The organism is Sphingopyxis sp., assembly GCF_035998965.1.
GTDB lineage: Bacteria > Pseudomonadota > Alphaproteobacteria > Sphingomonadales > Sphingomonadaceae > Sphingopyxis.
In genome coordinates, this window is sequence record NZ_DASYHE010000042.1 from 42,980 (window position 1) to 64,097 (window position 21,118).

23 protein-coding genes are annotated in these 21,118 nt (G+C 64.8%); 13 read left to right on the top strand and 10 right to left on the bottom strand.

Features of this window, described 5'->3' with window-relative positions:
- The first annotated feature begins 4 nt into the window (after positions 1-4).
- On the top strand, positions 5-1,351 hold the full coding sequence (locus VGN68_RS07550) for an APC family permease (RefSeq protein ID WP_327475363.1): 1,347 nt from the start codon (positions 5-7) through the stop codon (positions 1,349-1,351).
- On the opposite strand, the gene VGN68_RS07555 is transcribed toward VGN68_RS07550, so the two are convergent.
- Both VGN68_RS07555 and VGN68_RS07560 read right to left on the bottom strand, forming a co-directional pair.
- Positions 1,313-2,917, bottom strand: a complete 1,605-nt coding sequence (locus VGN68_RS07555) for an NAD(P)/FAD-dependent oxidoreductase (protein ID WP_327475365.1) — start codon at positions 2,915-2,917, stop codon at positions 1,313-1,315. The genes VGN68_RS07550 and VGN68_RS07555 overlap by 39 nt on opposite strands.
- Positions 2,914-4,080, bottom strand: coding sequence for an aromatic ring-hydroxylating dioxygenase subunit alpha (locus VGN68_RS07560; RefSeq protein ID WP_327475367.1), 1,167 nt, complete (start codon positions 4,078-4,080; stop codon positions 2,914-2,916). Before VGN68_RS07560 ends, VGN68_RS07555 begins: the two co-directional genes overlap by 4 nt.
- Positions 4,081-4,113: 33 nt before the next feature.
- On the opposite strand from VGN68_RS07560, the gene VGN68_RS07565 reads away from it, so the two are divergent.
- Positions 4,114-4,707 carry a TetR/AcrR family transcriptional regulator gene (locus VGN68_RS07565; protein WP_327475369.1) on the top strand — a complete coding sequence of 198 codons (594 nt, stop codon included), beginning with the start codon at positions 4,114-4,116 and terminating at the stop codon, positions 4,705-4,707.
- Positions 4,708-4,728: 21 nt separating this feature from the next.
- Here VGN68_RS07565 and VGN68_RS07570 read toward each other — a convergent pair whose 3' ends face one another.
- Complete coding sequence (locus VGN68_RS07570; protein WP_327475371.1) at positions 4,729-5,463, bottom strand: SDR family oxidoreductase; 735 nt, start codon at positions 5,461-5,463, stop codon at positions 4,729-4,731.
- A 163-nt stretch (positions 5,464-5,626) separates the two neighbouring features.
- Here VGN68_RS07570 and VGN68_RS07575 point away from each other — a divergent pair, with 163 nt between their 5' ends.
- Positions 5,627-6,526: an AraC family transcriptional regulator gene (locus VGN68_RS07575; protein ID WP_327475373.1), complete on the top strand. Its 900-nt coding sequence runs from the start codon at positions 5,627-5,629 to the stop codon at positions 6,524-6,526.
- Between the two features lie 6 nt (positions 6,527-6,532).
- On the opposite strand, the gene VGN68_RS07580 is transcribed toward VGN68_RS07575, so the two are convergent.
- Positions 6,533-7,906 carry a M20/M25/M40 family metallo-hydrolase gene (locus tag VGN68_RS07580; RefSeq protein WP_327475375.1) on the bottom strand — a complete coding sequence of 458 codons (1,374 nt, stop codon included), beginning with the start codon at positions 7,904-7,906 and terminating at the stop codon, positions 6,533-6,535.
- A gap of 167 nt (positions 7,907-8,073) precedes the next feature.
- Between VGN68_RS07580 and VGN68_RS07585 the strand changes: the two genes are divergently transcribed.
- The gene (locus VGN68_RS07585) at positions 8,074-8,316 is read left to right on the top strand and encodes a hypothetical protein (RefSeq protein ID WP_327475377.1); all 243 of its coding nucleotides are present in this window, start codon (positions 8,074-8,076) and stop codon (positions 8,314-8,316) included.
- A gap of 78 nt (positions 8,317-8,394) precedes the next feature.
- Positions 8,395-8,859: a hypothetical protein gene (locus VGN68_RS07590; RefSeq protein WP_327475379.1), complete on the top strand. Its 465-nt coding sequence runs from the start codon at positions 8,395-8,397 to the stop codon at positions 8,857-8,859.
- A 48-nt stretch (positions 8,860-8,907) separates the two neighbouring features.
- Here VGN68_RS07590 and nth read toward each other — a convergent pair whose 3' ends face one another.
- Together nth and dapB are read right to left on the bottom strand one after the other, a co-directional pair.
- Positions 8,908-9,564 (bottom strand): endonuclease III, encoded by a 657-nt coding sequence (nth, locus tag VGN68_RS07595; RefSeq protein ID WP_327475381.1) that lies wholly within the window; start codon positions 9,562-9,564, stop codon positions 8,908-8,910.
- Positions 9,561-10,295 (bottom strand): 4-hydroxy-tetrahydrodipicolinate reductase, encoded by a 735-nt coding sequence (gene dapB, locus VGN68_RS07600; protein ID WP_327475383.1) that lies wholly within the window; start codon positions 10,293-10,295, stop codon positions 9,561-9,563. Before dapB ends, nth begins: the two co-directional genes overlap by 4 nt.
- Before the next feature lie 201 nt (positions 10,296-10,496).
- Here dapB and VGN68_RS07605 point away from each other — a divergent pair, with 201 nt between their 5' ends.
- Entirely contained in the window at positions 10,497-11,201 is a 705-nt protein-coding gene (locus VGN68_RS07605; protein ID WP_327475385.1) for an NAD-dependent deacylase, read from the top strand.
- Positions 11,202-11,404: 203 nt separating this feature from the next.
- Here VGN68_RS07605 and tadA read toward each other — a convergent pair whose 3' ends face one another.
- Positions 11,405-11,860: a tRNA adenosine(34) deaminase TadA gene (gene tadA / locus VGN68_RS07610; RefSeq protein WP_327475387.1), complete on the bottom strand. Its 456-nt coding sequence runs from the start codon at positions 11,858-11,860 to the stop codon at positions 11,405-11,407.
- 142 nt (positions 11,861-12,002) lie between these two features.
- On the opposite strand from tadA, the gene rpmB reads away from it, so the two are divergent.
- On the top strand, positions 12,003-12,296 hold the full coding sequence (rpmB, locus tag VGN68_RS07615; RefSeq protein ID WP_327475389.1) for a 50S ribosomal protein L28: 294 nt from the start codon (positions 12,003-12,005) through the stop codon (positions 12,294-12,296).
- A gap of 24 nt (positions 12,297-12,320) precedes the next feature.
- Here the strand turns inward: rpmB and VGN68_RS07620 are convergent, their stop codons facing one another.
- Positions 12,321-13,337 carry an esterase-like activity of phytase family protein gene (locus tag VGN68_RS07620; protein ID WP_327475391.1) on the bottom strand — a complete coding sequence of 339 codons (1,017 nt, stop codon included), beginning with the start codon at positions 13,335-13,337 and terminating at the stop codon, positions 12,321-12,323.
- Between the two features lie 163 nt (positions 13,338-13,500).
- On the opposite strand from VGN68_RS07620, the gene VGN68_RS07625 reads away from it, so the two are divergent.
- The 3 genes from VGN68_RS07625 to VGN68_RS07635 all read left to right on the top strand — a co-directional run bounded on the left by VGN68_RS07625 (position 13,501) and on the right by VGN68_RS07635 (position 15,912).
- Complete coding sequence (locus tag VGN68_RS07625; protein WP_327475393.1) at positions 13,501-13,908, top strand: glycine zipper 2TM domain-containing protein; 408 nt, start codon at positions 13,501-13,503, stop codon at positions 13,906-13,908.
- A gap of 190 nt (positions 13,909-14,098) precedes the next feature.
- Positions 14,099-15,202, top strand: coding sequence for a Ppx/GppA phosphatase family protein (locus tag VGN68_RS07630; protein ID WP_327475395.1), 1,104 nt, complete (start codon positions 14,099-14,101; stop codon positions 15,200-15,202).
- Positions 15,199-15,912 carry an RlmE family RNA methyltransferase gene (locus tag VGN68_RS07635; RefSeq protein ID WP_327475397.1) on the top strand — a complete coding sequence of 238 codons (714 nt, stop codon included), beginning with the start codon at positions 15,199-15,201 and terminating at the stop codon, positions 15,910-15,912. Before VGN68_RS07630 ends, VGN68_RS07635 begins: the two co-directional genes overlap by 4 nt.
- A gap of 66 nt (positions 15,913-15,978) precedes the next feature.
- On the opposite strand, the gene VGN68_RS07640 is transcribed toward VGN68_RS07635, so the two are convergent.
- Entirely contained in the window at positions 15,979-16,347 is a 369-nt protein-coding gene (locus tag VGN68_RS07640; RefSeq protein WP_327475477.1) for a nuclear transport factor 2 family protein, read from the bottom strand.
- 185 nt (positions 16,348-16,532) lie between these two features.
- Between VGN68_RS07640 and VGN68_RS07645 the strand changes: the two genes are divergently transcribed.
- The 3 genes from VGN68_RS07645 to VGN68_RS07655 all read left to right on the top strand — a co-directional run bounded on the left by VGN68_RS07645 (position 16,533) and on the right by VGN68_RS07655 (position 19,882).
- On the top strand, positions 16,533-17,987 hold the full coding sequence (locus VGN68_RS07645) for a S41 family peptidase (protein WP_327475399.1): 1,455 nt from the start codon (positions 16,533-16,535) through the stop codon (positions 17,985-17,987).
- Between the two features lie 28 nt (positions 17,988-18,015).
- Positions 18,016-19,470, top strand: coding sequence for a cobyric acid synthase (locus tag VGN68_RS07650; RefSeq protein WP_327475401.1), 1,455 nt, complete (start codon positions 18,016-18,018; stop codon positions 19,468-19,470).
- 136 nt (positions 19,471-19,606) lie between these two features.
- The gene (locus VGN68_RS07655) at positions 19,607-19,882 is read left to right on the top strand and encodes an HU family DNA-binding protein (protein WP_088440085.1); all 276 of its coding nucleotides are present in this window, start codon (positions 19,607-19,609) and stop codon (positions 19,880-19,882) included.
- 77 nt (positions 19,883-19,959) lie between these two features.
- On the opposite strand, the gene VGN68_RS07660 is transcribed toward VGN68_RS07655, so the two are convergent.
- On the bottom strand, positions 19,960-20,874 hold the full coding sequence (locus tag VGN68_RS07660) for a beta-1,6-N-acetylglucosaminyltransferase (RefSeq protein WP_327475408.1): 915 nt from the start codon (positions 20,872-20,874) through the stop codon (positions 19,960-19,962).
- Positions 20,875-21,118: the final 244 nt, after the last annotated feature.

Consider the following 21,118-nt stretch of genomic DNA (forward strand, 5'->3'; position numbering starts at 1 on the left):
CCGGGTGACCGGCAGCGTGACCAACATGGAAAGGCCGGGCCAAAAGCTCGGCCTTTTGATGTGCATCGCGCTGGTTATGGGCAATATGATCGGGTCGGGGGTATTCCTGCTCCCCGCCGCGCTCGCACCGCTCGGCTGGAATGCCGTGATCGGCTGGGGGGTGACGATCGGCGGTACCTTGTGCCTCGCCTTGGTCCTCGCGCGGCTGGCGCGTTTGCTGCCGGGGGGCACGGGACCGTTCACCTACGCTGCCGAAGCCTTTGGCCCCGGCGTCGGCTTTATCGTCGCATGGAGTTTCTGGATCAGCTGCTGGACCGCCAACGCGGCGCTGGCAGTCGCGGCAACCAGCAATTTGTCGATCATCTTTCCGGGCCTCGCCGACGAAGGCCAGACCCCCGCGCTGATCGCGATCGGCTTTATCTGGCTGTTCACGGCGATCAACCTGCTCGGAGTGCGCAAGGCGGGCGGCGCGCAGGTGCTGACCTGGGCGCTCAAGCTGCTGCCGTTGCTCGGCGCCGTCGTGGTGGCGGTCTGGGTGCTGGGGTCGGGCAGCGTGACCCCGCCCGCACTCGCCAACGCCGCGCCGGTCAGCCTGGGCAATATCGGAAGCGCGGCGACGTTGACCTTGTTCGCGCTGCTCGGGTTTGAAAGCGCACTAGCGGTCGGCGACCGGGTGAAAGATCCCGAAAAAACGGTTCCGCGCGCGACGATGATCGGCGCGGTGGCGACGGGCATCATCTATCTGTTGTCCTGTACCACTGTCACCATGCTGCTGCCGGTAGAGACGGTACAGGCCTCGAACGCCCCCTATGCGACCTTTTTCGCGACCTTGGTCAGCCCAGCCGCGGGCCAGCTCGTCGCGCTGTTCGCCGCAATCGCCGCGCTCGGGGCGCTCAACGGCTTTGTCCTCCTCGTCGGCGAAATCCCGCGCGATATGGCGCAGAAGCGGCAACTGCCGTCATTGATGGCAAGGGAGAACCGCTTTGGCGCGCCGCTGTGGAGCCTGCTGCTCGCCAGCAGCCTCGCCACGCTGGTCGTCTATGCCAATTATTCACGCGGGCTGGCCGGGTTGTTTAACTTCATGGTGCTGGTGACGACTTCGACCGCGATCATATTTTACATGGCAGCGGCGCTCGCGGCGCTGAAGTTCGAACGACAGCGCCGCATCGCGGCCTCGCCGCGATTCGCTGCACTGACGCTGACCGGCTTCATCTACAGCTGCTGGGCCTTTTACGGTGCCGGGATCGAGGCGAGCCTGTGGAGCCTCGCGATGACCGCGACCGGGCTGCCGATCTACTTCGCGATGCGCCGCTCAACGCCAGCGCGGTGCGAAGAAGCTCCGATCGCGTAGGATCACCTGCGCCGCATTATGCCCCGGCGCGCCGGTGACGCCGCCGCCGGGATGGGTGCCCGCACCGCACATATACAGCCCCTTCAGCGGCCCGCGATACGCGCCGTTGCCGAGCACCGGGCGCGCCGACCACAGCTGGTCGAGGCTCATATTGCCGTGCATGATGTCGCCGCCGACGAGGCCGAACTTGCGTTCGAGCCCCTTGGGGCTGAGGATCTGGCGCCCGACGATCGAGGCGCGGAAACCGGGGGCATGCGCTTCGACGGTGTCGATGATGCAGTCAGCGGCGGCGCCTTCCTCGGCATCCCAATCGCGTCCGTCGGGCAGTTCGGGCGCAAATTGCTGGCAGAACAGGCTCGCGACATGCTGTCCCGGCGGCGCCAGGCTGTCGTCGACGGTCGAGGGGATGAGCATCTCAACAATCGGCGCCTTCGACCAGCCATGTGCCTTCGCATCCAGGAAGGCGCGGTCCATATAATCGAGCGTCGGGGCAAGGATGATCCCTGACTGGTGATGCTCGCCGGGTTCCGGCAGGCAGGTGAATTTGGGCAGCTCGCTGAGTGCGACGTTCATTCGGAACGTCCCGCTGCCTGCCTTGAACGCCTTGACCCGGCGCCGGAATTCGGGCGCGATGTCGCCTTCGTCGAACATCCGTTCGTAAAGGAGTTTCGGCCCGACATTGGCGATGACGCGCGCCGCGGCGATTTCCTCGCCGCCGACCAGCTTGACCCCGACCGCCTTGCCGCCATCCACCAGCACGCGCGACACGGGCGCTTCGAGGCTGATCTCGACCCCCAGCTGGGTGCAGACCTTCGCCATCATCTGGGTGATCGCGCCCATGCCGCCGACGCTGTGACCCCATGCGCCCTTCTTGCCGTTCACTTCGCCAAAGACATGGTGGAGCAAGACATAGGCGCTGCCCGGGGTGTCGGGGCTGGCGTAATTGCCGACGACGGCGTCGAAGCCGAACGCGGCCTTGACCGCCTCGCTTTCGAACCAGCTGTCGAGAAAGGTGCGCGCCGATTTGGTGAACAGCTCGAGTACGTCGCGCTGCTGCGACAGGCTGAGCTTGGTGAGCCCCCGCCCCTGCCGCGCGGCGTCGATCAAGGTCTTGAAGCCATCGCCGACATTGGGCGGCGATTTCAGCGCCAGGTCGCGCAGCACATCGGCGACGCCTTCGAGCATGTCATAATATGCGGGGAGACGCGCCGCATCGTGGGCCGAGAAACGCGCGAACTCCTTTTGCGTGCGCTCCAGCCCGCCGCCGAGCTTGAGGTAACCGCCATCTTCCTGCGGCAGGAAGTTGCTGATCGGCCGCTCGATCACGCGGTAGCCATGCTCGGCGAGCTTCATGTCGGCGATCACCTTTGGCTGGAGCAGGCTGACGGTGTAGCTGGCGACCGAATTACGGAAACCCGGCGCGAACTCCTCGGTTACCGCGGCGCCGCCGACGACGTCGCGCGCTTCGACCATCCGCACCTTCAGCCCCGCCCGCGCCAGATAGAAGGCGCAAACGAGGCCATTGTGGCCGGCGCCGATGATGAGGGCGTCATATTGCTTGGTCATGCTTTGCTCCATCCCGCACGCGGGGGTTGTTCGAGGCGGGATTCGGGGAGCAGCTCGCGCATCCGGGCGCAGAAATGTTTGAGGCACACTTCCTTGTCGCTGAGCGGCCCCATGGTGAAACTCTGCGACGCCATCCCCTGCTGGACACGGGTGATCAGCAGCGTGTCTTCGGCGTTCACCTGCCGGTTGATCCGCCAGTTGAGATAGCGCGCGGCGCGCATTTCGCGGCGGTCATCGGGCAAGACATAGCTGATTTCGCGGATCAGACAGCTGGTCGGGCCGGTCGGCAGCCATTGCATGAAATCGACCTGGTCGGGGTAGATGTCGAACGCGACGTTGGGCCAGAGCTTGAAATAGAGCCAGTGACGCTGCTTGTCTTCGGGCAGGTGCGGGACCGGGGGCAGCAGCCGCTGGTACATGCGTTCGGACCAGTTCACTGATGGCCGGTCGATCAGGTCGCCCCACATGCGGTCAACATAGTCCGTCGCCTCGACCCCATAGCTTTTGCCGAACAGGCGGGTCAGGCCGGGGTGGGCGACGGGGATGTGGAGGCCGTCCGAATAATTGTCGCCGACATTTTTCCAGTTCACCTCGCGCGGGCGCAGCGTGACGCGGCCCAAAGCGCCGAGTTCGTCGAAGCGGTACGGTGCCACCTCCGCTTCATAGGGCGCCATCATCGAGGCGACCGAGGGTCCGCCGTCGTCGGTGAGGCGGACGAACCAGAAGCCGCGCCATTGTTCGAGGTCGACCGGCACCAGCGACGCCTTTTCCTTGTCGAGCGTCGGATAGCTGGCGCTGTCGGGGACGCCGGTCAGGCGGCCGTCGAGTTCGTAGGTCCAGGCGTGATAGGGGCAGACAAGCTTTTTCGCGCAGCCGGCCGATCCATCGACCAGTCGCGAGCCGCGGTGGCGACAGACGTTGGTGAAAGCGCGGACGATGCGGTCGGTGCCGCGCACGACGAGGACGCTTTCGCCGCAATAGTCGATGCTGTGCCAGTCGCCGGGGTTCGGGATGTCGCTATCGTGGCAGACGACCTGCCAGCTGGGGCGGAAGATCCGCGCCATTTCGGCGGCGTAGAAATCGGGGTCGCTGTAGGTCCACGCCGGAAGTGACCAACCGTCTTGCGGGTCGATGTTGTCGAAAGTGTCGCGCAGCGTTGCCATGAGTCGATCCTTGTTATACAAACGTATAACAAGATGCAGCCCGCTCGCCAAGCCTTTACGCGCGAAAGCGCCGATGCCCGCCGCGGCGACCTGATCGAGGCGACCGCGGCGTGCCTGGCCGAGCATGGGCTGGCGGGCACCAATGTCCGGGCAATCTGCGCGAAAGCAGGCGTGTCGCCGGGGCTGCTGCGCCACTATTTCGGTGGCATCGACGACCTGGTCGCGGCGACCTATCAGGCGACGAGCGACCGGATGGACGCGATTTTTGCTGCGGCGGTCGACGATGCCGGTGACGATCCGCGCGCGAAGTTGACGGCGTATCTAACCGCCAGCTTTCGCCCACCGGTGACCGATCCTGAACTGCTGGGGGCGTGGACGGCCTTCTGGGCGCTGGCGCGTAGCGATGCGCGGATGGCGGCTATTCACGCGGACAGTTACGCCGGATATCGCACGCGGCTCGGCGAGTTGCTGACCGCGTGCGGCGCGCGCGATGCCGAGCGGCTGGCGATCATGCTGACCGCGATGGTCGACGGGCTATGGCTCGAACTGTCGCTCGATGCCGCCAGCTTCGGTGCGGAAGCGGCGGCGGCGATGATCGAAAAGGCGGTGGCAGCGCTGCTCGATTAGCAGCGCTGCCACGCGGCATTCTCAGAAACTGCCCTTCACAGGGCGCACGATGATCTCGCTGACGTCGACATCATCGGGCTGTTCGACCGCGAAGCGGATCGCGCGGGCGATCGCATCGGGGGTGATCGCGATGCTGCGGAATTCGGCCATCGCGGCGGCACTGCCCGGATCGGTGATGTCGTGACCGAGTTCGGATTCGACGACGCCGGGCGAGATGATCGTCGCGCGCACATCCCGATGTTCCTGCCGGATACCGTCGGTGATCGCCCACACCGCAAACTTGGTCGCGCAATAGACCGCACCGGTCGGAACCACATAATGCGCGCCGAGCGAGGCGACATTGACGAAATGGCCCGAACCCTGCGTGGTGAAGCCCGGCAGCGCCGCTGCAATGCCGTTGAGGACGCCGCGGATGTTGACGTCGATCATCGCGTCCCAATTTTGGGTCTCGAGCGCGGCGAGCGGCGACAGCGGCATGATGCCCGCATTGTTGACCAGCACATCGACGCGGCCGAAGCGCGCGATCGCATGATCGACGAACGCCTGCATGTCGGCGCGGCTGGTCACATCGAGCGCGCGATAGTCGGCGGTACCGCCGGCAGCGGCGATTTCGGCCACGAGCGCTTCGAGCCGGTCGGTACGGCGGGCGCCGAGCAAAAGCGTCGCGCCGGTTGCGGCAAGTTCGCGCGCCGTGGCGGCGCCGATGCCGCTGCTCGCGCCGGTGATCAGGATGACTTTGTCGGTGGTGGGGGTCATGATCGTCTCCATCGAAACCGGACGGCCCCGTGCCGTCCGTTGACCCGCTTTTGCGACCGACCGGCGGTCAGACGGTAGATCAAGGCTCCGCAATGATTGCACGATCCTCCGGACACTGCGCTTTGCGCTTGTCGGGGCAGCGCAAGGCTGCAAAACCATCATCATGACAAAACTTGAAGAAATGCGTTCGCTGCTACTCCGTCATCGGCCGACCGACGGGGTCCATCCGTGCGCGCTGCCGCGCGTATCGCTTGTCCGTAGCTCCGAGCCGAGCGAGCCGATGCCCGTCGTGTACGAGCCGTCGCTGTGCCTGGCGATCAGCGGCCGCAAGCGCGTGCTGCTGGGCGATGCGAGCTTTATCTACGACAGCGCACAGTTTCTGGTCGTTTCGGTCGACCTGCCGGTGAGCGGCATGGTGGTCGATGCCAGCGCTGACGATCCTTATCTATGCCTGAAGCTCGATCTCGACGTTGCCGTGCTGAGCGACCTGCTGCTCGCGCATGAGGCGCGCGTCCCGCGGAGCGATCATGCCCCGTCGATTGCGGTCGGCGACGTCGATACGGGCCTGCTCGATGCCGCGCTGCGCCTGCTGCGCCTGCTCGATACACCCGACGATATGGCCGCGCTCGCACCGCTAGCCGAACGCGAGATCCTGTACCGGCTGCTGACCGGATCGCAGGGCGCGATGCTGCGCCATATCGCCACCGCCGACACCCGGCTGCACCAGATCAGCCGCGCGGTGGCGTGGATCAAGGATCATTATGCCGGCGCCTTCAGCATCGATCACCTGGCCGGGCTGGCAGGGATGAGTCCGTCCTCCTTCCACGAGCATTTCAAGAGTGTGACGCGTTTCAGCCCGCTGCAATATCGCACCCGGCTGCGGCTGCTCGAAGCGCGGCGGTTGATGGTGTCGGAGGCGATGGACGCAGCGAGCGCGGGTTTTCACGTCGGGTACGAAAGCCCGTCGCAGTTCAACCGCGACTATAGCCGTGCCTTCGGCCTGCCGCCGCTGCGCGACGCCGCCCGGCTGCGCGCGGCGCCCGAATTCGGATTGTCGGCGTGAGGCGCCCTATTTCGACAAATCCCTGAGCAGGCTGTCCCAATGCGCCAGCGCGGGGGCGATGGCGTCGACCGGGACGCGTTCGTTGAGGCCGTGGGCGAAACTGTCGCTGGCTTTCGAGAACAGCCCCGCGACGCCGTAGCTCGGCACGCCCTGCATCCGGAAATGATAGCTGTCGGTCGCCCCGGCGCTCATCGACGGGATGATCGGCAGGCCGGGGGCGCGGGCGTGGACCGCTTTCTTGACCGCCGCCATGACGTCGGGGCGCAGCGGCGACGCGTCGCTGGCGCTGGCGTCGGGATCTGTATTCACCTTGACCGCGGGGTCCGCGATCAGCCGCTCCAGTTCGGCGCGCACGCTTTCGACCGGGACGCCGGGGAAGATGCGGCAGTTGATGTTGGCGGTTGCGCGCTGCGGCAGCGCATTTTCGGCATGGCCGCCCTTGACCAGCGTCGGCACGCAGGTGGTGCCGATCTGGCCGACATATTCGGGGTCGGCGCGAATCTTGGTGATCGCGTCTTCATCCTCCGGGTTCGCGGCGAAAGCCTTGAGCGCGGCGCCCATATTGCCGCCGACCTGGTCGGCGACGATCGGCATGCCGATCTTGGTCAGCTCGTTCTGCTGCGCGGCGAATTTATAGGCCCCGACCTTTTCAAGTGCCGCGGCAAGCTGGACGATCGCGTTGACCGGCGACGGCCGCGAGCTGTGGCCGCCGGGGTTGGTGACTTCGAGGGTGAAGTCGGCATAGGTTTTTTCGCCCGCTTGCAGCCCGTAATATAGCGGCTTGCCATCTTCGCCGATCGTCCCGCCGCCGCCATCGCCGTTCAGTGCGAATTCGGCATTCTTGTACTTGGCCGCGAGCGCGCGCGTCGTCAGCATCTGGGTTTCCTCGTCGCCCGTGAGCAACAGGATGATCGAGCGTTGCGGTTTGAATCCGTCGCGTTTGAGCTGCGCCATCGTTGCGACCATCATCGCGATGTCGAACTTGTTATCCTCCGACCCGCGGCCGAAAATATAGCCATTTTCCTCCACCGGCACGAAGGGATCGCGCGTCCAGTCCTTCGGGTCCGCCGCGACAACATCCATATGGCCGAGCAGCAGGATCGGCTTTTTCTGGGTCGTGCCGGTGAGCGTCGCGGCGAGGGTTGCGGTTTCGCCCATCGGGGTGATTTCGATATCGCTGTCGGCAAAGCCCGCGGCCTTCAGCACCCCGGCATAATAGGCCGCCAGTTCGGGCACTTTGCCCCGCCCCTCGACCGTCGGGATCGCGATGCTGTCCTTGAGGATCTGCTTCGCGGCGTCGGCATCGGCGGGTTTGGCGTGGACGGGCGCGGCGGCGAGCAGGGCGGCGGCGAGGGCGAGCGGGGCGGTGAGGTTGCGCATGGAAACGGACTATGGCGGGTCGTGGGCAGACGGCAAGCGCCAATCGTTGGAGCTGCGGTGCGACCGCATGCGGCACGGCGAGATTCGAGCGGTTGCGGACATTAAGCTCCTGTTTGGCTGATTAAACTATTTGCTCCCAGCATTGATCAGATTGGGATGAGAAACGCATGGAACTTTTCGGCACGCCTGACACAAGCGGAACGCATCGACCAGAGGACGGCGTTGGCCGCCTTTCGGAAGCAACCTTGTATCTTAGTCCTGCCGAGATGCTGAAGCTGTCGGAGTTTTTGGTGAAATGCGCGAACGAAACGAAAGAATTCGAACTTTGGGATCACGCGCATTTCGGCGATTTTCTTTGGCTCAGTGATAAGACCTATGACGGTCCGGATATAATTGTTCATTTGGCCTAGGGCTCGATGGCCTCAAACGACCAATTGCGGACTTCGGCCGGTCGTCATAAGTTCGAGAGCGGCATATGGAGGACACGGGTGGTGCGCACTTTTTTATGGGTGTTAGCGGCGGCGGCCGTCCTTAGTTCGTGCAGCGCCGATTACCCGGTCAATGCCGTTTTCTTGAAGGGTCGATTGGCCTTTGCAGGCGCCGGGAAGGACTGGTTCTTTGGGGAAACGGGATTTTGCCCCAGCTATTTCTCAGTTCGCGATGAATCGGGGAAGACTGTCTGGCGAATTGAGAACGCAACAGACAATCTTAAGTGCGAGATTTTTCCACTATTCTATGGCGTTGCACCGGAGAACTGGCAGTCAGTGGTGCCTGCGGAACCACTGAAGTCAGGGCATCTTTACATCGTCAATGGAGCTGGCGGGGATCAATATCATGGCGCATTCCGCTATCGGGAGCGGCGTGTGCTGGGCGTCGCCAACGAGCCGGATACTGCGCACAGATTTGAACCGCCGCCTTACGACTGGCCTGCCGAGCAAGCCTTAGAGCCTTAGTAACGTCCGCTTCCCACCCCAAGTTGGACGTTAGACGGCACGAACCCTTTACCCCGCCTGCCACCCCTTCGGCGCCTCCGTCTTCGGCTTGAACCGGCACAGGTCGACCACCGGACAGCGCCAGCATTCGGGGGTGCGCGCCTTGCAGATGTAGCGGCCGTGGAGGATCAGCCAGTGGTGCGCGCCGACGCGGAATGGCGCGGGCGTGCCTTTTTCCAGCGCCTTTTCGACCGCCAGCACCGTCTTTCCGGGCGCCAGCCCGGTGCGGTTGCCGACGCGGAAGATATGGGTGTCGACAGCAAAGGTTTCGGCGCCGAAGGCGCAGTTCATCACGACATTGGCAGTCTTGCGCCCGACCCCGGGCAGTTCGACGAGTGTATCGCGGTCGGCGGGGACTTCGCCGCCATGGTCGCGGACCAGGATTTCGGAGAGCGCGATGACATTCTTCGCCTTGCCGTTGAACAGCCCGATCGTCTTGATATGCTCTTTCAGCCCCGCCTCGCCGAGGTCGACCATCTGCTGCGGCGTGGTCACGTCCTGAAACAAGCGCCGCGTCGCCTTGTTCACCCCGACATCGGTCGCCTGCGCCGAGAGCACGACGGCGACGAGCAGCTGGTAGGTGTTGCCATAGGCCAGCTCGGTCTCGGGCGCCGGGTTGAGGTCCGCGAGGCGGCGATAGAATTCGAAAATATCGGCCTTTTTCACCGTTCGGGCAGCCCCAGCACCTGCGGCATCGTATAGCGTCCCGCCTTTTGCCCCGTAAGCCACAGTGCCGCGCGCACGGCGCCGCGCGCGAAGATCATCCGGTTCTCGGCCCGGTGCGACAGGGTGATCATTTCTTCGTCGCCCGCAAAGATCACGTCGTGATCGCCCGCAACGGTGCCGCCGCGCAGCGACGCAAAGCCGACGTTGCCGCGAACGCGCGCGCCGGTGACACCGTCGCGGCCGCGTTCGGAAGCCGCAGCGAGATCGATGCCGCGGCCCTCGGCGGCGGCCTGGCCGAGCAGCAGCGCGGTGCCGCTGGGTGCGTCGACCTTCATCCGGTGGTGCATTTCGACGACTTCGATATCCCAGTCGGCGTCGAGCCGCGCCGCCGCTTCGCGCACCAGATGCGCGAGCAGGGTGACGCCGAGCGAGGTGTTGCCGGTTTGCAGCACCGCGATGTCGGCGGCCGCATCGTCGATCAGATAATGATGGCGTTCCTCGAGCCCGGTGGTGCCGATGACGATCGGCTTTTTCGCCGCGATGCAGGCGTCGAGCGTCGCTTCGAGCGCGGCGGGGGAGGAGAAATCGACGAGGACGTCGCTCTCGCTGACCAGTTTGACGATGTTGCCGCCCTTGTCGGCGCCGCGATGCTGCTGCCCCGCCGCGGCGATCGCGGCGGCCAGCGCGACGCCCATGCGGCCTTCGCTGCCGATAATGCCGATGCTGGTCATGACCCTAAATCCCCGTTCGCCCTGAGCTTGTCGAAGGGCCGTGCTTGTCCTGTCACCGCCATAAGAGGAAGGACGGTCCTTCGACAAGCTCAGGACGAACGGAAGGCAGGGCAGCCCCATCCCCACGAAGAGGGTGAGCATGGGAAGGTTTCGACGATGGGTGTCTCGACTTCCCGCGGCACCAACGGATAGAGAGGGGGGATGAAGGATATTCAGAACATCGTCATCCTGACCGGCGCCGGGGTGTCGGCCGAAAGCGGCATCGACACATTTCGCGACGGCGGCGGCTTGTGGGAACAACATCGCGTCGAGGATGTGGCGACCCCCGAAGCCTTTGCGCGCGACCCCGATCTGGTGCTGCGATTCTATGATGCGCGGCGCGCGGCGATCCAGACCAAGGTGCCGAATGCGGCGCATGAGGCGCTGGCGCGGCTCGATGCGGAATGGCCGGGCGAGTTGCTGATCGTGACGCAGAATGTCGACGATCTGCACGAGCGTGCCGGGGCCAGGCGGCTGATCCATATGCATGGCGAGCATCTGAACGCCTGGTGCGCGGCGTGCGACGCGCGGCTGCGGTGGACCGGGCCGCTGCTCGATCGGCCCGCCTGTGCGGCGTGCGGGGTGGTCGGCACCTTGCGCCCCGACATCGTGTGGTTCGGCGAGATGCCGTACCGGATGGACGAGATTTATGCGGCGCTGAACCGCGCCGACCTGTTTGTGTCGATCGGCACGTCGGGCGCGGTGTATCCGGCGGCGGGGTTCGTACGCGAGGCGCGGCAGGCGGGGGCGCGGACGCTGGAGCTGAATATGGAGCCGAGCCAGGGGAGCCACTGGTTCAGCGAGGCGCGGCATGGGCCGGCGGGGGTGCTGGTGCCGACGTGGGTGGACGAGGTTTTAGGGAATTAACTGCGGCGGTGCATTTCCCCGATTATCTCACGCAAAGGCGCGAAGGCGCAAAGATACTCCTATTCCGTTCGTGCTGAGCTTGTCGAAGCACTGTTCTTTTCCTCGACGCCGAAGGAAAGAACGGCCCTTCGACAGGCTCAGGGCGAACGGTTCGGGGTGTCACATTTTTCTTTGCGTCTTCGCGCCTTTGGGTGAGATTCTTGTTACCGACGAGCCGAGAAGAAATCCCTGAGCAGCGCTCCCGCCTCCCCTGCCCCGATGCCGTCGTAAACCTCCGGCCGATGATGCACCGTCGGCTGGCTGAAGACGCGCGGGCCGTGGACCACAGCGCCGCCCTTGGGATCGTCGGCGCCGTAATAGAGCCGCGCGATGCGGGCGTGGGCGATGGCGCCGGCGCACATCGCGCAAGGCTCCAGCGTCACGTATAAATCGCAGCCGTCGAGGCGTTCGTTGCCGAGTCTGGCCGCGGCGGCGCGAATCGCGACGATTTCGGCGTGCGCGGTGGGATCGTGCGATTCGCGCGGGCGATTATGGCCTTCGCCGATATTCATACCGTCCTTGACGACGACCGCGCCGACGGGCACTTCGCCCCGGTCTGCCGCGGTTTTGGCGAGGTCGAGCGCGCGGCGCATCGGTTCGGGCAGCGGAAATTGCGGCATCGCTTTTCCCGCTAGTCGCTTGACGAATCTGCGGCAAGCCGATAAGCGCGCGCCTTTCCCGGCTCACTCCGGTCCTTCCTTCCCCGATTTCACGGGAAGCACCCGGACGCCGAACCGATATTTTTGTACGAGGACAAACATCATGTCGCGCATCTGCGAACTGACCGGCAAGGGTCGTATGGTCGGCAACAATGTCAGCCATGCCAACAACAAGACCAAGCGCACGTTCCTGCCCAATCTGCAGAATGTGACCTTGCTGTCGGACGCACTGGGCAAGGGCATCAAGATGCGCGTGTCGACCCACGGCCTGCGCACCGTCGAACATAATGGCGGTCTCGACAACTGGCTGGTCAAGGCTGGCGACGACCAGCTGTCGGCTTCGGCCCGCAAGGTGAAGAAGGAAGTGACGAAGAAGCTGGCCGAAAAAGCCGCTTAAGCACTTTCCCATCGCCAGTCGCAATCAGGCCGCCGGTTTCCGCGCGGCCTTTTTGCTGTCCGGGGTTTTTGCTGGTGGCAGATCGACCAGTTCGAACTGGAGCAGCAGGCTGCGCTGCCAGCGGTTGAAATTATTGTCGGCGACGAGCCACAGCCACGTACGGCCATTTTCGACCGTCACCGATGCGCCTTCGTAATTTTCGGCAAGCGGACGAGGAACGCGGCCGATCGGTTGCGACCGCAAGATGGCGCCCGGTTTGATGTCGTGCGGATCGGCAATCGCGACCGTCGTTGTGAACAGCTGACTGCTCCAGCCGACTTTGCGGTGCACGATAAGGATGCGGCCATCAGGAAGCGGCGCGGCATCGCTGACCGCGCCCTTGCCCTGCGAATCATAGAAGAAGTGCGTCGGCGGCGGCGAAGCGGCGCCCGGATCGCCCGCGAGCAGCACGCCGCGATTGCGACGCGGATCGTCGCGGCCGCCCTCGGCCAGGATGATGATTCGCCCGCCGGCGAGCCGCGCCATCGCCTCCGGCCCGCGACCCTTTGGCCAGTCGCGCAGGGCGGCGGGGGCATGGCGCGCCTGTAGCCGCGTCAATTCACTGTCGAAGCGCCACAGCTGGTTGATGTGTTCCAGACCCACCCACGCTGTTCCATGCGCGCGATCGACGAACAGCGATTCGGTGTCGAGCATCGTTTTGCGGTCGGGCCAGCCGGGCGGCACAGGCAAGGGCGCGATATCAAAAGAGGACAATTGCCCTTTGCGATCGAATGCCAGCCGTGTCCGATATCCATTGTCGCCGATGAGCAGGAAGCGGTCGGGCGCAATCCGCGCGAGCCCTGAAAAACCGCCGAAGCGGCTGTGCGGGCTGACCAGATGCCAGCCGCGCGCAAAGCGCATCGACCCGGTCGTCGCGGGTGCCAACACCAGTGGGTGGGCGCTGGCGCGCTGGGTCAGGTCATCCACGGGGAAGCGCTGCACCGTCCCCGGCACGGGGCCGAGCGCGAGAAAGATCAGGGCGGCAAGAAACAAGCGGCGCATCGGCGCGGGGTTAGGGCGGTGGGGGGCGAAAGGGAAGTGTTCCGGGGCGCGAAGCTGAACGGCAGCCAACAAGCGCGTTCAGGGTTGGCTCAATGCGAATCACCCATAACCCCTTCATCGACAACGCCCAGAAGGGCCGAACGACGAAAGAAGGAGAACGACGATGAAAAAGATGGTGACCCTCTCGATCGCCGCCCTGATGTCCACCGCGACGCTGGGCATGGCGGCTCCCGCTGCGGCGCAGAACGGTTATTACGACCAGCGCGGCTATTCGAGCTATAATGTCGGCTATGACCGCGACGACCGCCGGTATGACCGTCGTTACGATCGCCGCGCCGACCGCCGCGATTATCGTCAGGACCGTCGCTATAACCAGCAGCGGTACAATAATCGCAATTATCGCCAGTGCGACAATGGCACCGGCGGCACGATCATCGGCGCGATCGCCGGTGGCCTCGCCGGCCATGAAATCGCCGGCCGCGGCGACCGCGCCGTCGGCACGATCATCGGTGGCGCCGTCGGCGCGATCGCTGGCCGCGCCATCGACAAGGGGAATGACGGCTGCCGTTAAGGGCAGTCCCGACCTCCAATAACGTGCAGTCCCCCCTTCTGCCCCGTCCGGCCAACGCCGGGCGGGGTTTTCTTTGGGCCACAGTCCCAGCGGGGGACGGGGTTGCCTAAAAGGCCGCCAAAGCCTAGGTTCCTTCCCAAGTGCACATCCGCGATTGGTGGATGCGTGAGAGAGACAGGTAATACTAGCCATGCGGCAAATGGCAGCGCCATCCGGGCGACCGCCGCGGCCAGGTTCAAGGACGGGGCCAGCGGCGAAAGGGCGAAACCAGGCGGAACCCGCCGCGCGCGCCGCGCATTTCGTGCGACCGCGCAGCTATGCCGCGATCGACCTGGGCACCAACAATTGCCGATTGCTGATCGCCCGCCCGCAAGACGGCGAACTGGTCGTGATCGACGCCTTTTCGCGTATCGTCCGGCTCGGCGAAGGCCTGCACGCCAGCGGCCGGATCAGCGATGCGGCGATGGACCGCACCGTCGCGGCGCTGGCAATCTGCGCCGACAAGCTGCGGCGCCGCCATGTCTCGCTGTCGCGCGCGGTGGCGACCGAGGCCTGCCGCCGCGCCGCCAATGGCGCCGAACTGGCCGAGCGGGTGCGGCGCGAGACGGGTATCGTCCTGGACATCATTTCCCCCGCCGAAGAAGCGCGGCTCGCGGTGCTGGGGTGCCACAATCTGATGGAGCCTGGTGAGGGGCCGGCGCTGATTTTCGACATCGGCGGCGGTTCGACCGAATTGATGCAGGTCGATGTGTCGGAGCATGACGTGCAGATCCACGACTGGATCAGTGTGCCGTGGGGCGTGGTGTCGCTGACCGAACATGCGCCGCTGCCCGATGACAGCCTGGCGGGCCGTCAGGCGGCTTACGCGCATATGCGCGAAGTGACGCGCAGCGCCTTTGCCGCCTTTGCCGGGCGCGCCGAACAATTTGCCGGGCAGGAGCTGCGCCTGCTCGGTACCAGCGGCACGGTGACGACGCTGGCCAGCGTGTTTCTGAACCTGCCGCGCTATGATCGCCGCGCAGTCGACGGGCTGGTCGTGCCGGCCGATGCGATGCGCGACATCAGCCGCCGCTTGGCCGATGCCAGCATCGCCGACCGTGCCGACATCGCGTGCATCGGCCGCGAGCGCGCCGATCTGGTCGTCGCTGGCTGTGCGATATTGGAGAGCATCATCGACCTGTGGCCCGCAGCGCGCGTCGGCGTCGCCGACCGCGGCATCCGCGAAGGCATTTTGCGGACGCTGGCAATGCAGGGCCGCGACGTACCGGTGACGCGCCGCGAGTATCGCAAATGAGCGGCGGTGGCGGCAAGAGCGGTGGCGGCGGCAGCGGGCGGGGCGGGCTGCATGTGCGGGTCAAGACTGCGAAAAAGCGCAGCGTGTCGTCGACGCGCTGGCTGCAACGCCAGCTTAACGATCCCTATGTGCGCCGCGCGCAGGCGGAGGGATATCGGTCGCGCGCCGCGTACAAGCTGATCGAGCTCGACGACAAATTCGGCTTCATCAAAAAGGCGCGCGCGGTCGTCGATTTGGGCATCACCCCGGGCGGCTGGTCGCAGGTCGTGCGCAAGACAAATCCGCGCGCGCGCGTCGCAGGCATCGACCTGCTGGCGTGCGAGCCGATCGAGGGTGTCGAAATCCTCGAAATGGACTTCATGGACGATGCGGCGCCCGATGCGCTGATCGACGCGCTGGGCAGCGCCCCCGACCTGGTGATTTCGGACATGGCGGCGAACACCGTCGGCCACCAGCAAACCGACCATCTGCGTACGATCGGGCTGGCCGAAACCGCCGCCGATTTTGCCGTGCAAACGCTGCAACCCGGCGGCGCCTTTGTCGCCAAAGTCTTTGCCGGCGGCGCCGACCACACGCTGCTGACCTTGCTGAAAAAACATTTCACGACGGTCAAGCACGCCAAGCCGCCTGCAAGCCGCAAGGGGTCGCCCGAACTGTACGTCGTTGCGCAAGGATTCAAGGGGCGGCGTGAAACGGAAGCGGACGCCTGACGGGTCGGCGTCGCCATTGGGTCAATATCAAGTCATCGCGCGATCGTCGCTTATTGCAGAATGCGTTCAGCTGCCCGCGACCGACGAGCAGTGCGCCGCTTCGATTCGCCATTTGCCACCCTGACGATACCACATGCGGGAATAGGCAAATGCGCCTGCAAAGGGCTGCCCATCATATGTGCCCGCGAGATCGAGAGTGACGCTGACGATTGCGCTGTCGCCGATGACACGGATGGTTGGTTCGGCTCTGGGTTCCAACCGATCGATGCGGAGAAGACCGGACCTATGCGCTGCCAGATCATCTGCTTTGGATAGTCGTTGGCCGTGGTGATTGGTAAAAACGAGTTCGTCGCTCAGCAGATCATCGAGCGTTTCGAGATCGCTCGACAACATGGCGATTCTCAATTCCTTCTCAACTTGTTCGACTTCGATCATTTTTTTCACAGAGACCGTCCTTCCGGCAAAGGGTTCGGTTGCCGTTTGTAGCAACGGCTGTTTTGAGGCAATCCCCTCCCCTTCCGGTTCACCCGCAACTGGTCGCAAGCCGACGCTGCTTCTTCATTTCCAATTCATGGCCAGTATGACTATCGTCCGAGCCGTTGATTATACCGGGGAAATCTATGCGCCGCGCCGTTGCGTCACTTACCGTTCTGTCCCTGCTGTTGGCATCGTGCGGCGGCGGGGGTTCGACTAGCGGCAGCAATGCCGGGCCAGTGACCGTCACCCCGACCCCGTCGCCGACGCCCACCCCGACCGCAGGCTGCGGCCTCGCCGCGCGGCAGGGCTTTGCCAAGGCAGTGATCGACGAATGGTATCTATTCCCCGGCGACGTCGCGAGCGGGGTCAACCCAGCAAGTTTCACCAATGTCGATGCCTATATCGATGCGCTGGTCGCCCCGGCGCGCGCGCTCGGCAAGGACCGGTTTTTCACCTACATCACCTCGATCGCCGAGGAGAATGCGTTTTTCGCCAGCGGATCGAGCGCGGGGTTCGGTATTCGCCTGACCTATGACGCCGTCAATCAGCGGGTCATCATCGCCGAAGCTTATGAAACCGCACCCGCCTTTGGCGCAGGCATCGACCGGGGCACCGCGATCGTCGGGATCGGCACGAATGCCAGCAACATCCGCAGCATTTCGGCGATTGTTGCGGCCGAAGGCACGGCGGGGATTACGAACGCCTTGGGGCCGAACGACCCCGGCGTCAGCCGCGTGCTGCGCATCACCGACGCCGGGGGCACCCGCGACGTGACCGTCGCCAAGGCCGATTATGCGCTCGACCCGATCTCGGATCGCTATGGCGCCAAGATCATCAGCGAGGGCGGGCGCAATTACGGCTACCTGAACCTGCGCACCTTCATCTCGTCAGCGAACCCGCAATTGCGCGCCGCCTTTCTGAATTTCCGCAATCAGGGCGTCACCGACATCATCATCGATTTCCGCTATAATGGCGGCGGGCTGGTATCGACCGCCGAGCTGATGGGCGATTTGATGGGCGAGGGGCGCAGCGGATCGCTGTTTTCGCAAACCGTGTTTCGCGCGTCGAAAAGCGCCCAGAATGACGAGCATCGCTTTGCCCCGACCGCCGAATCGATCGCGCCGACGCGTATCGCCTTCATCGGCACCAGTTCGACCGCATCGGCGAGCGAGCTGGTGATCAATTCGATGCTCCCGTACCTCGGCACCAACATGACGCTGGTCGGCAGCAATACCTTCGGCAAGCCGGTCGGCCAGATCGCGCTCGACAAGGCCGAATGCGACGACCGGATGCGCGTCGTCGCCTTTGCGACCGCCAATTCGACCGGTGCGGGCGATTATTATAACGGCCTGGCACCCAAAATCGCCAACAGCTGCGCCGCGAGCGACGATCTGAGCCTGCCGCTGGGCGATCCTCGCGAAGCGTCGGTGCGCGCGGCGATCGACTTCCTGGCCGGTGCCGCTTGCCCCACGCGGATCGCCGAAGCCAGCGTCGGCCCGGCGGCGCAGCGCAGCAATCTGCGCGTCCTGGCCGAACCCGAAATGTTGATCCCTGCCCGCCCGAGCGCGGCGCAGCGCGAACTGCCGGGACTGTTCTGATCCGCGCGCTGCGGCAGGAGCACCGCGCATGGCCGCTTTGATGCTGCAAGGGACGGGCTCCGACGTCGGCAAATCGGTGCTGGTCGCCGGGCTGTGCCGCGCCTTTACCAATCGCGGGCTGGTGGTCCGCCCGTTCAAGCCGCAGAATATGTCGAACAACGCCGCGGTGACGATCGACGGCGGCGAGATCGGGCGCGCGCAGGCGTTGCAGGCGGTCGCGTGCCGCACCCCGCCGCACAGCGACATGAACCCCGTGCTGCTGAAGCCGCAGGCCGACCGCACGTCGCAGCTGATCGTCCATGGCCGGGTGCGCGGCACGCTGGGCAGCAGCAATTTTCGCGAGGCGCGCGGCGCGCTGCTGACCGACGTCATGCAAAGCTATGACCGGCTGCGCGCTGGGTGCGACATCGTGGTGATCGAGGGTGCGGGCTCGCCCGCCGAGATCAACCTGCGCGCCGGTGACATCGCCAATATGGGCTTTGCGCGTGCCGCCAATGTTCCCGTCATCCTGATCGGCGACATCGACCGCGGCGGGGTGATCGCGGCGGTCGTCGGCACCCGCGCCGTGATCGATCCCGACGATGCGGCGATGATCCGCGGATTCCTGATCAACAAGTTTCGCGGCGATCCGGCGCTGTTCGACGATGGCTATCGCGAGATCGAACGGCGCAGCGGCTGGCCGGGGTTGGGGGTCATCCCCTGGCTCAGCGCCGCAGCGCGGTTGCCGAGCGAGGATGCGGTGATCCTTGAGCGCGCCGCCGACCCGCGCGACGGACGCCGCATGATCGCCTGCCCGATCCTGCCGCGCATATCCAATTTTGACGATCTCGATCCCTTCAAGCTCGAACCTGGGGTCGAAGTGGTGATGGTGCCGCCGGGGCGGCCCATCCCCGCCGAGGCAGCGGTGATCGTCCTGCCCGGGTCGAAAGCGACCATCGCCGATCTGGGCGCGCTGCGCGCCGAGGGCTGGGACATCGACATATTGGCGCATCACCGGCGCGGCGGGATGATCGTCGGACTGTGCGGCGGGTATCAGATGCTGGGGCAACGGATCGCCGATCCGCTGGGGATCGAGGGCGCGGCGGACGACGTCAACGGACTGGGGCTGCTCGATGTCGAAACGACCGTTTCGCCCGCCAAGACGCTGCGCCATGTGACCGGATCGGCGCTGGGCGCGGCGCTGACCGGCTATGAAATGCATATGGGTGACACGCGCGGCCCTGGCGCAGCACGACCGTTTGCAACGCTCGCTGACGGCGCCAGCGACGGCGCAATCAGCCAGAATGGCCGCGTGATCGGTTCCTACCTCCACGGCCTGTTCGCCTCACCCGATCTGCGCCGCGCCCTGCTGGCGGGCATTGGCGTGGCGGGCGGCGGGCGCGATTATGTCGCCGACGTCGATGCGGCGCTCGACGACATCGCGGCCGAACTGGAGGGCCACGTCAACCTCGACGCGCTGCTTGCAATCGCCACCGGACGGTGACGGTGCGGGTGGCGCGGCGCCCGCCGGTTGCCGACATCGCCAATCCCCCGCAATCACGGGCTTGGCGAAGGGTGCATCCTGCGTCTATGGCAGCCCATTGGCCGGGAATCGCCCGACCGAAACCAGGAGAGAATTTATGAATCATGCCGAACTGTCGGACGCTGTCGCCGCGTCGCTGGACCTGAGCAAAGCCGATGGCCGCAAGGCCGTCGATGCCGTGTTCGCTGCGATTGCCGATGCCGCCGCCAAGGGCGACGAAGTTTCGGTCAACGGCTTTGGCAAGTTCAAGGTCAAGGCGACCCCGGCCCGCGAAGGCCGCAACCCGTCGACCGGCGCGACGATCCAGATCAAGGCCGCCAAGAAGCTGACCTTTGGTCCGGCCAAGGCCGTCAAGGATCGCCTGAACGGTTAAGCCATCCCGGCTCATTGCCGCACAGGGCTCCGCCGAACCATCGGCGGAGCCCTTGCTGTTTCAGCCCGGCCGCTTTTTCAGGTCGGGGTAACGGCTTCGACGGATTTGGCGCGCGGTTTGGTCGGCTTGATCACCACATCGCCGACATAGTCCATTGCCGCGGGCGTTTTCAGATGCGCCTCGATCAGATCAAAAATCATCGCATCCTCGTTCATGTCGAATTTGCGCGCAAACAGGTCGGGGCTGAGCGTCAGGCGCAGCGCGTCAGCGGTCACAAAGGTGCGCGGACGCAGCTTGATTTCGCCGTCGGGCACCCAGTCGATCGTCCGCAGATCGTCGTTCATCACTTCACCCTGATTGGGGCTGTTCATCATCAGCGTTTGGAAAAACGCCTCGTCGGGGATGAAACTGCGGCGATAGAAGGTCTTGAAGCGATCGGCGCTGGGGTGATGGACCGCAAACTGGCAGAAGCTGCGCGTCACGGCCTTCCACTGGGTGCCGATGAACGGCGTGGCACCTTTCAGGAATGGGCGCGACACAGGGGTCCGGAACATCCGCCCCAGCGCTTCGACGAACATATGGCTGACGCGGTTCAGCGTATCGGGCCGGATCGCGCGCTGGTCGAGCGCGCGGATATACTGGCGGCGCGGGTTAGCGCGCAGGAAATCGCGGATATAGGCCTGCGACTTCAGAGGAAAATCCTGGCCGCTGAGGTTGATGTAATGCGTCCAGCTGTTGCTCATCGCCAGCAATCTGGCCATGCCGCGCAGCTCGGCGTCGACCAGGCTATAGCCGCCCCACAGCGCCTTTTTCGATTCGATGATCGCGACCCCCTGATACGGCTTGAGGAATTCGGCAATGTCGGCGGCAAACTCCGCCCCCGACCCTTTGTCGACATGGATCACATAGCTGTTGCCGGGCGCGTAGATGGCGCGGAACATCCGTTTGAACTGTTCGGGAAAGCGGTGGAGGAGGATGAAATAGCCGATCATGGGGTCATGCCTTTCGGATCGCCGACCCGGGCTGTCAGCCCACCGGGTGCGCGATCATTCTCGTGCTCCGGAAAACCCAACCAAATCCATTTTTGATCGACAGGAGACAATGCCCGACAGTTGGCCCGCCACGTTACGACGCGGCGCGGTCCAGCGGCATCGTCTGCATATGGGGGCAACCGATCGCATTGTAAGGGTTGCTCGGCTGGTGGCGGGATCCGTTACGGTGCTGATGCCGCGGATA

What these genes read in the sequence shown, in the direction of transcription:
- VGN68_RS07555 (WP_327475365.1), bottom strand. Translation starts at nt 2,917, where the DNA reads ATGACCAAGCAATATGACGCCCTCATCATCGGCGCCGGCCACAATGGC.
- VGN68_RS07560 (WP_327475367.1), bottom strand. Translation starts at nt 4,080, where the DNA reads ATGGCAACGCTGCGCGACACTTTCGACAACATCGACCCGCAAGACGGT.
- VGN68_RS07565 (WP_327475369.1), top strand. Translation starts at nt 4,114, where the DNA reads ATGCAGCCCGCTCGCCAAGCCTTTACGCGCGAAAGCGCCGATGCCCGC.
- VGN68_RS07570 (WP_327475371.1), bottom strand. Translation starts at nt 5,463, where the DNA reads ATGACCCCCACCACCGACAAAGTCATCCTGATCACCGGCGCGAGCAGC.
- VGN68_RS07575 (WP_327475373.1), top strand. Translation starts at nt 5,627, where the DNA reads ATGACAAAACTTGAAGAAATGCGTTCGCTGCTACTCCGTCATCGGCCG.
- VGN68_RS07580 (WP_327475375.1), bottom strand. Translation starts at nt 7,906, where the DNA reads ATGCGCAACCTCACCGCCCCGCTCGCCCTCGCCGCCGCCCTGCTCGCC.
- VGN68_RS07585 (WP_327475377.1), top strand. Translation starts at nt 8,074, where the DNA reads ATGGAACTTTTCGGCACGCCTGACACAAGCGGAACGCATCGACCAGAG.
- dapB (WP_327475383.1), bottom strand. Translation starts at nt 10,295, where the DNA reads ATGACCAGCATCGGCATTATCGGCAGCGAAGGCCGCATGGGCGTCGCG.
- VGN68_RS07605 (WP_327475385.1), top strand. Translation starts at nt 10,497, where the DNA reads ATGAAGGATATTCAGAACATCGTCATCCTGACCGGCGCCGGGGTGTCG.
- tadA (WP_327475387.1), bottom strand. Translation starts at nt 11,860, where the DNA reads ATGCCGCAATTTCCGCTGCCCGAACCGATGCGCCGCGCGCTCGACCTC.
- rpmB (WP_327475389.1), top strand. Translation starts at nt 12,003, where the DNA reads ATGTCGCGCATCTGCGAACTGACCGGCAAGGGTCGTATGGTCGGCAAC.
- VGN68_RS07620 (WP_327475391.1), bottom strand. Translation starts at nt 13,337, where the DNA reads ATGCGCCGCTTGTTTCTTGCCGCCCTGATCTTTCTCGCGCTCGGCCCC.
- VGN68_RS07625 (WP_327475393.1), top strand. Translation starts at nt 13,501, where the DNA reads ATGAAAAAGATGGTGACCCTCTCGATCGCCGCCCTGATGTCCACCGCG.
- VGN68_RS07630 (WP_327475395.1), top strand. Translation starts at nt 14,099, where the DNA reads ATGCGGCAAATGGCAGCGCCATCCGGGCGACCGCCGCGGCCAGGTTCA.
- VGN68_RS07635 (WP_327475397.1), top strand. Translation starts at nt 15,199, where the DNA reads ATGAGCGGCGGTGGCGGCAAGAGCGGTGGCGGCGGCAGCGGGCGGGGC.
- VGN68_RS07640 (WP_327475477.1), bottom strand. Translation starts at nt 16,347, where the DNA reads ATGATCGAAGTCGAACAAGTTGAGAAGGAATTGAGAATCGCCATGTTG.
- VGN68_RS07645 (WP_327475399.1), top strand. Translation starts at nt 16,533, where the DNA reads ATGCGCCGCGCCGTTGCGTCACTTACCGTTCTGTCCCTGCTGTTGGCA.
- VGN68_RS07650 (WP_327475401.1), top strand. Translation starts at nt 18,016, where the DNA reads ATGGCCGCTTTGATGCTGCAAGGGACGGGCTCCGACGTCGGCAAATCG.
- VGN68_RS07655 (WP_088440085.1), top strand. Translation starts at nt 19,607, where the DNA reads ATGAATCATGCCGAACTGTCGGACGCTGTCGCCGCGTCGCTGGACCTG.
- VGN68_RS07660 (WP_327475408.1), bottom strand. Translation starts at nt 20,874, where the DNA reads ATGATCGGCTATTTCATCCTCCTCCACCGCTTTCCCGAACAGTTCAAA.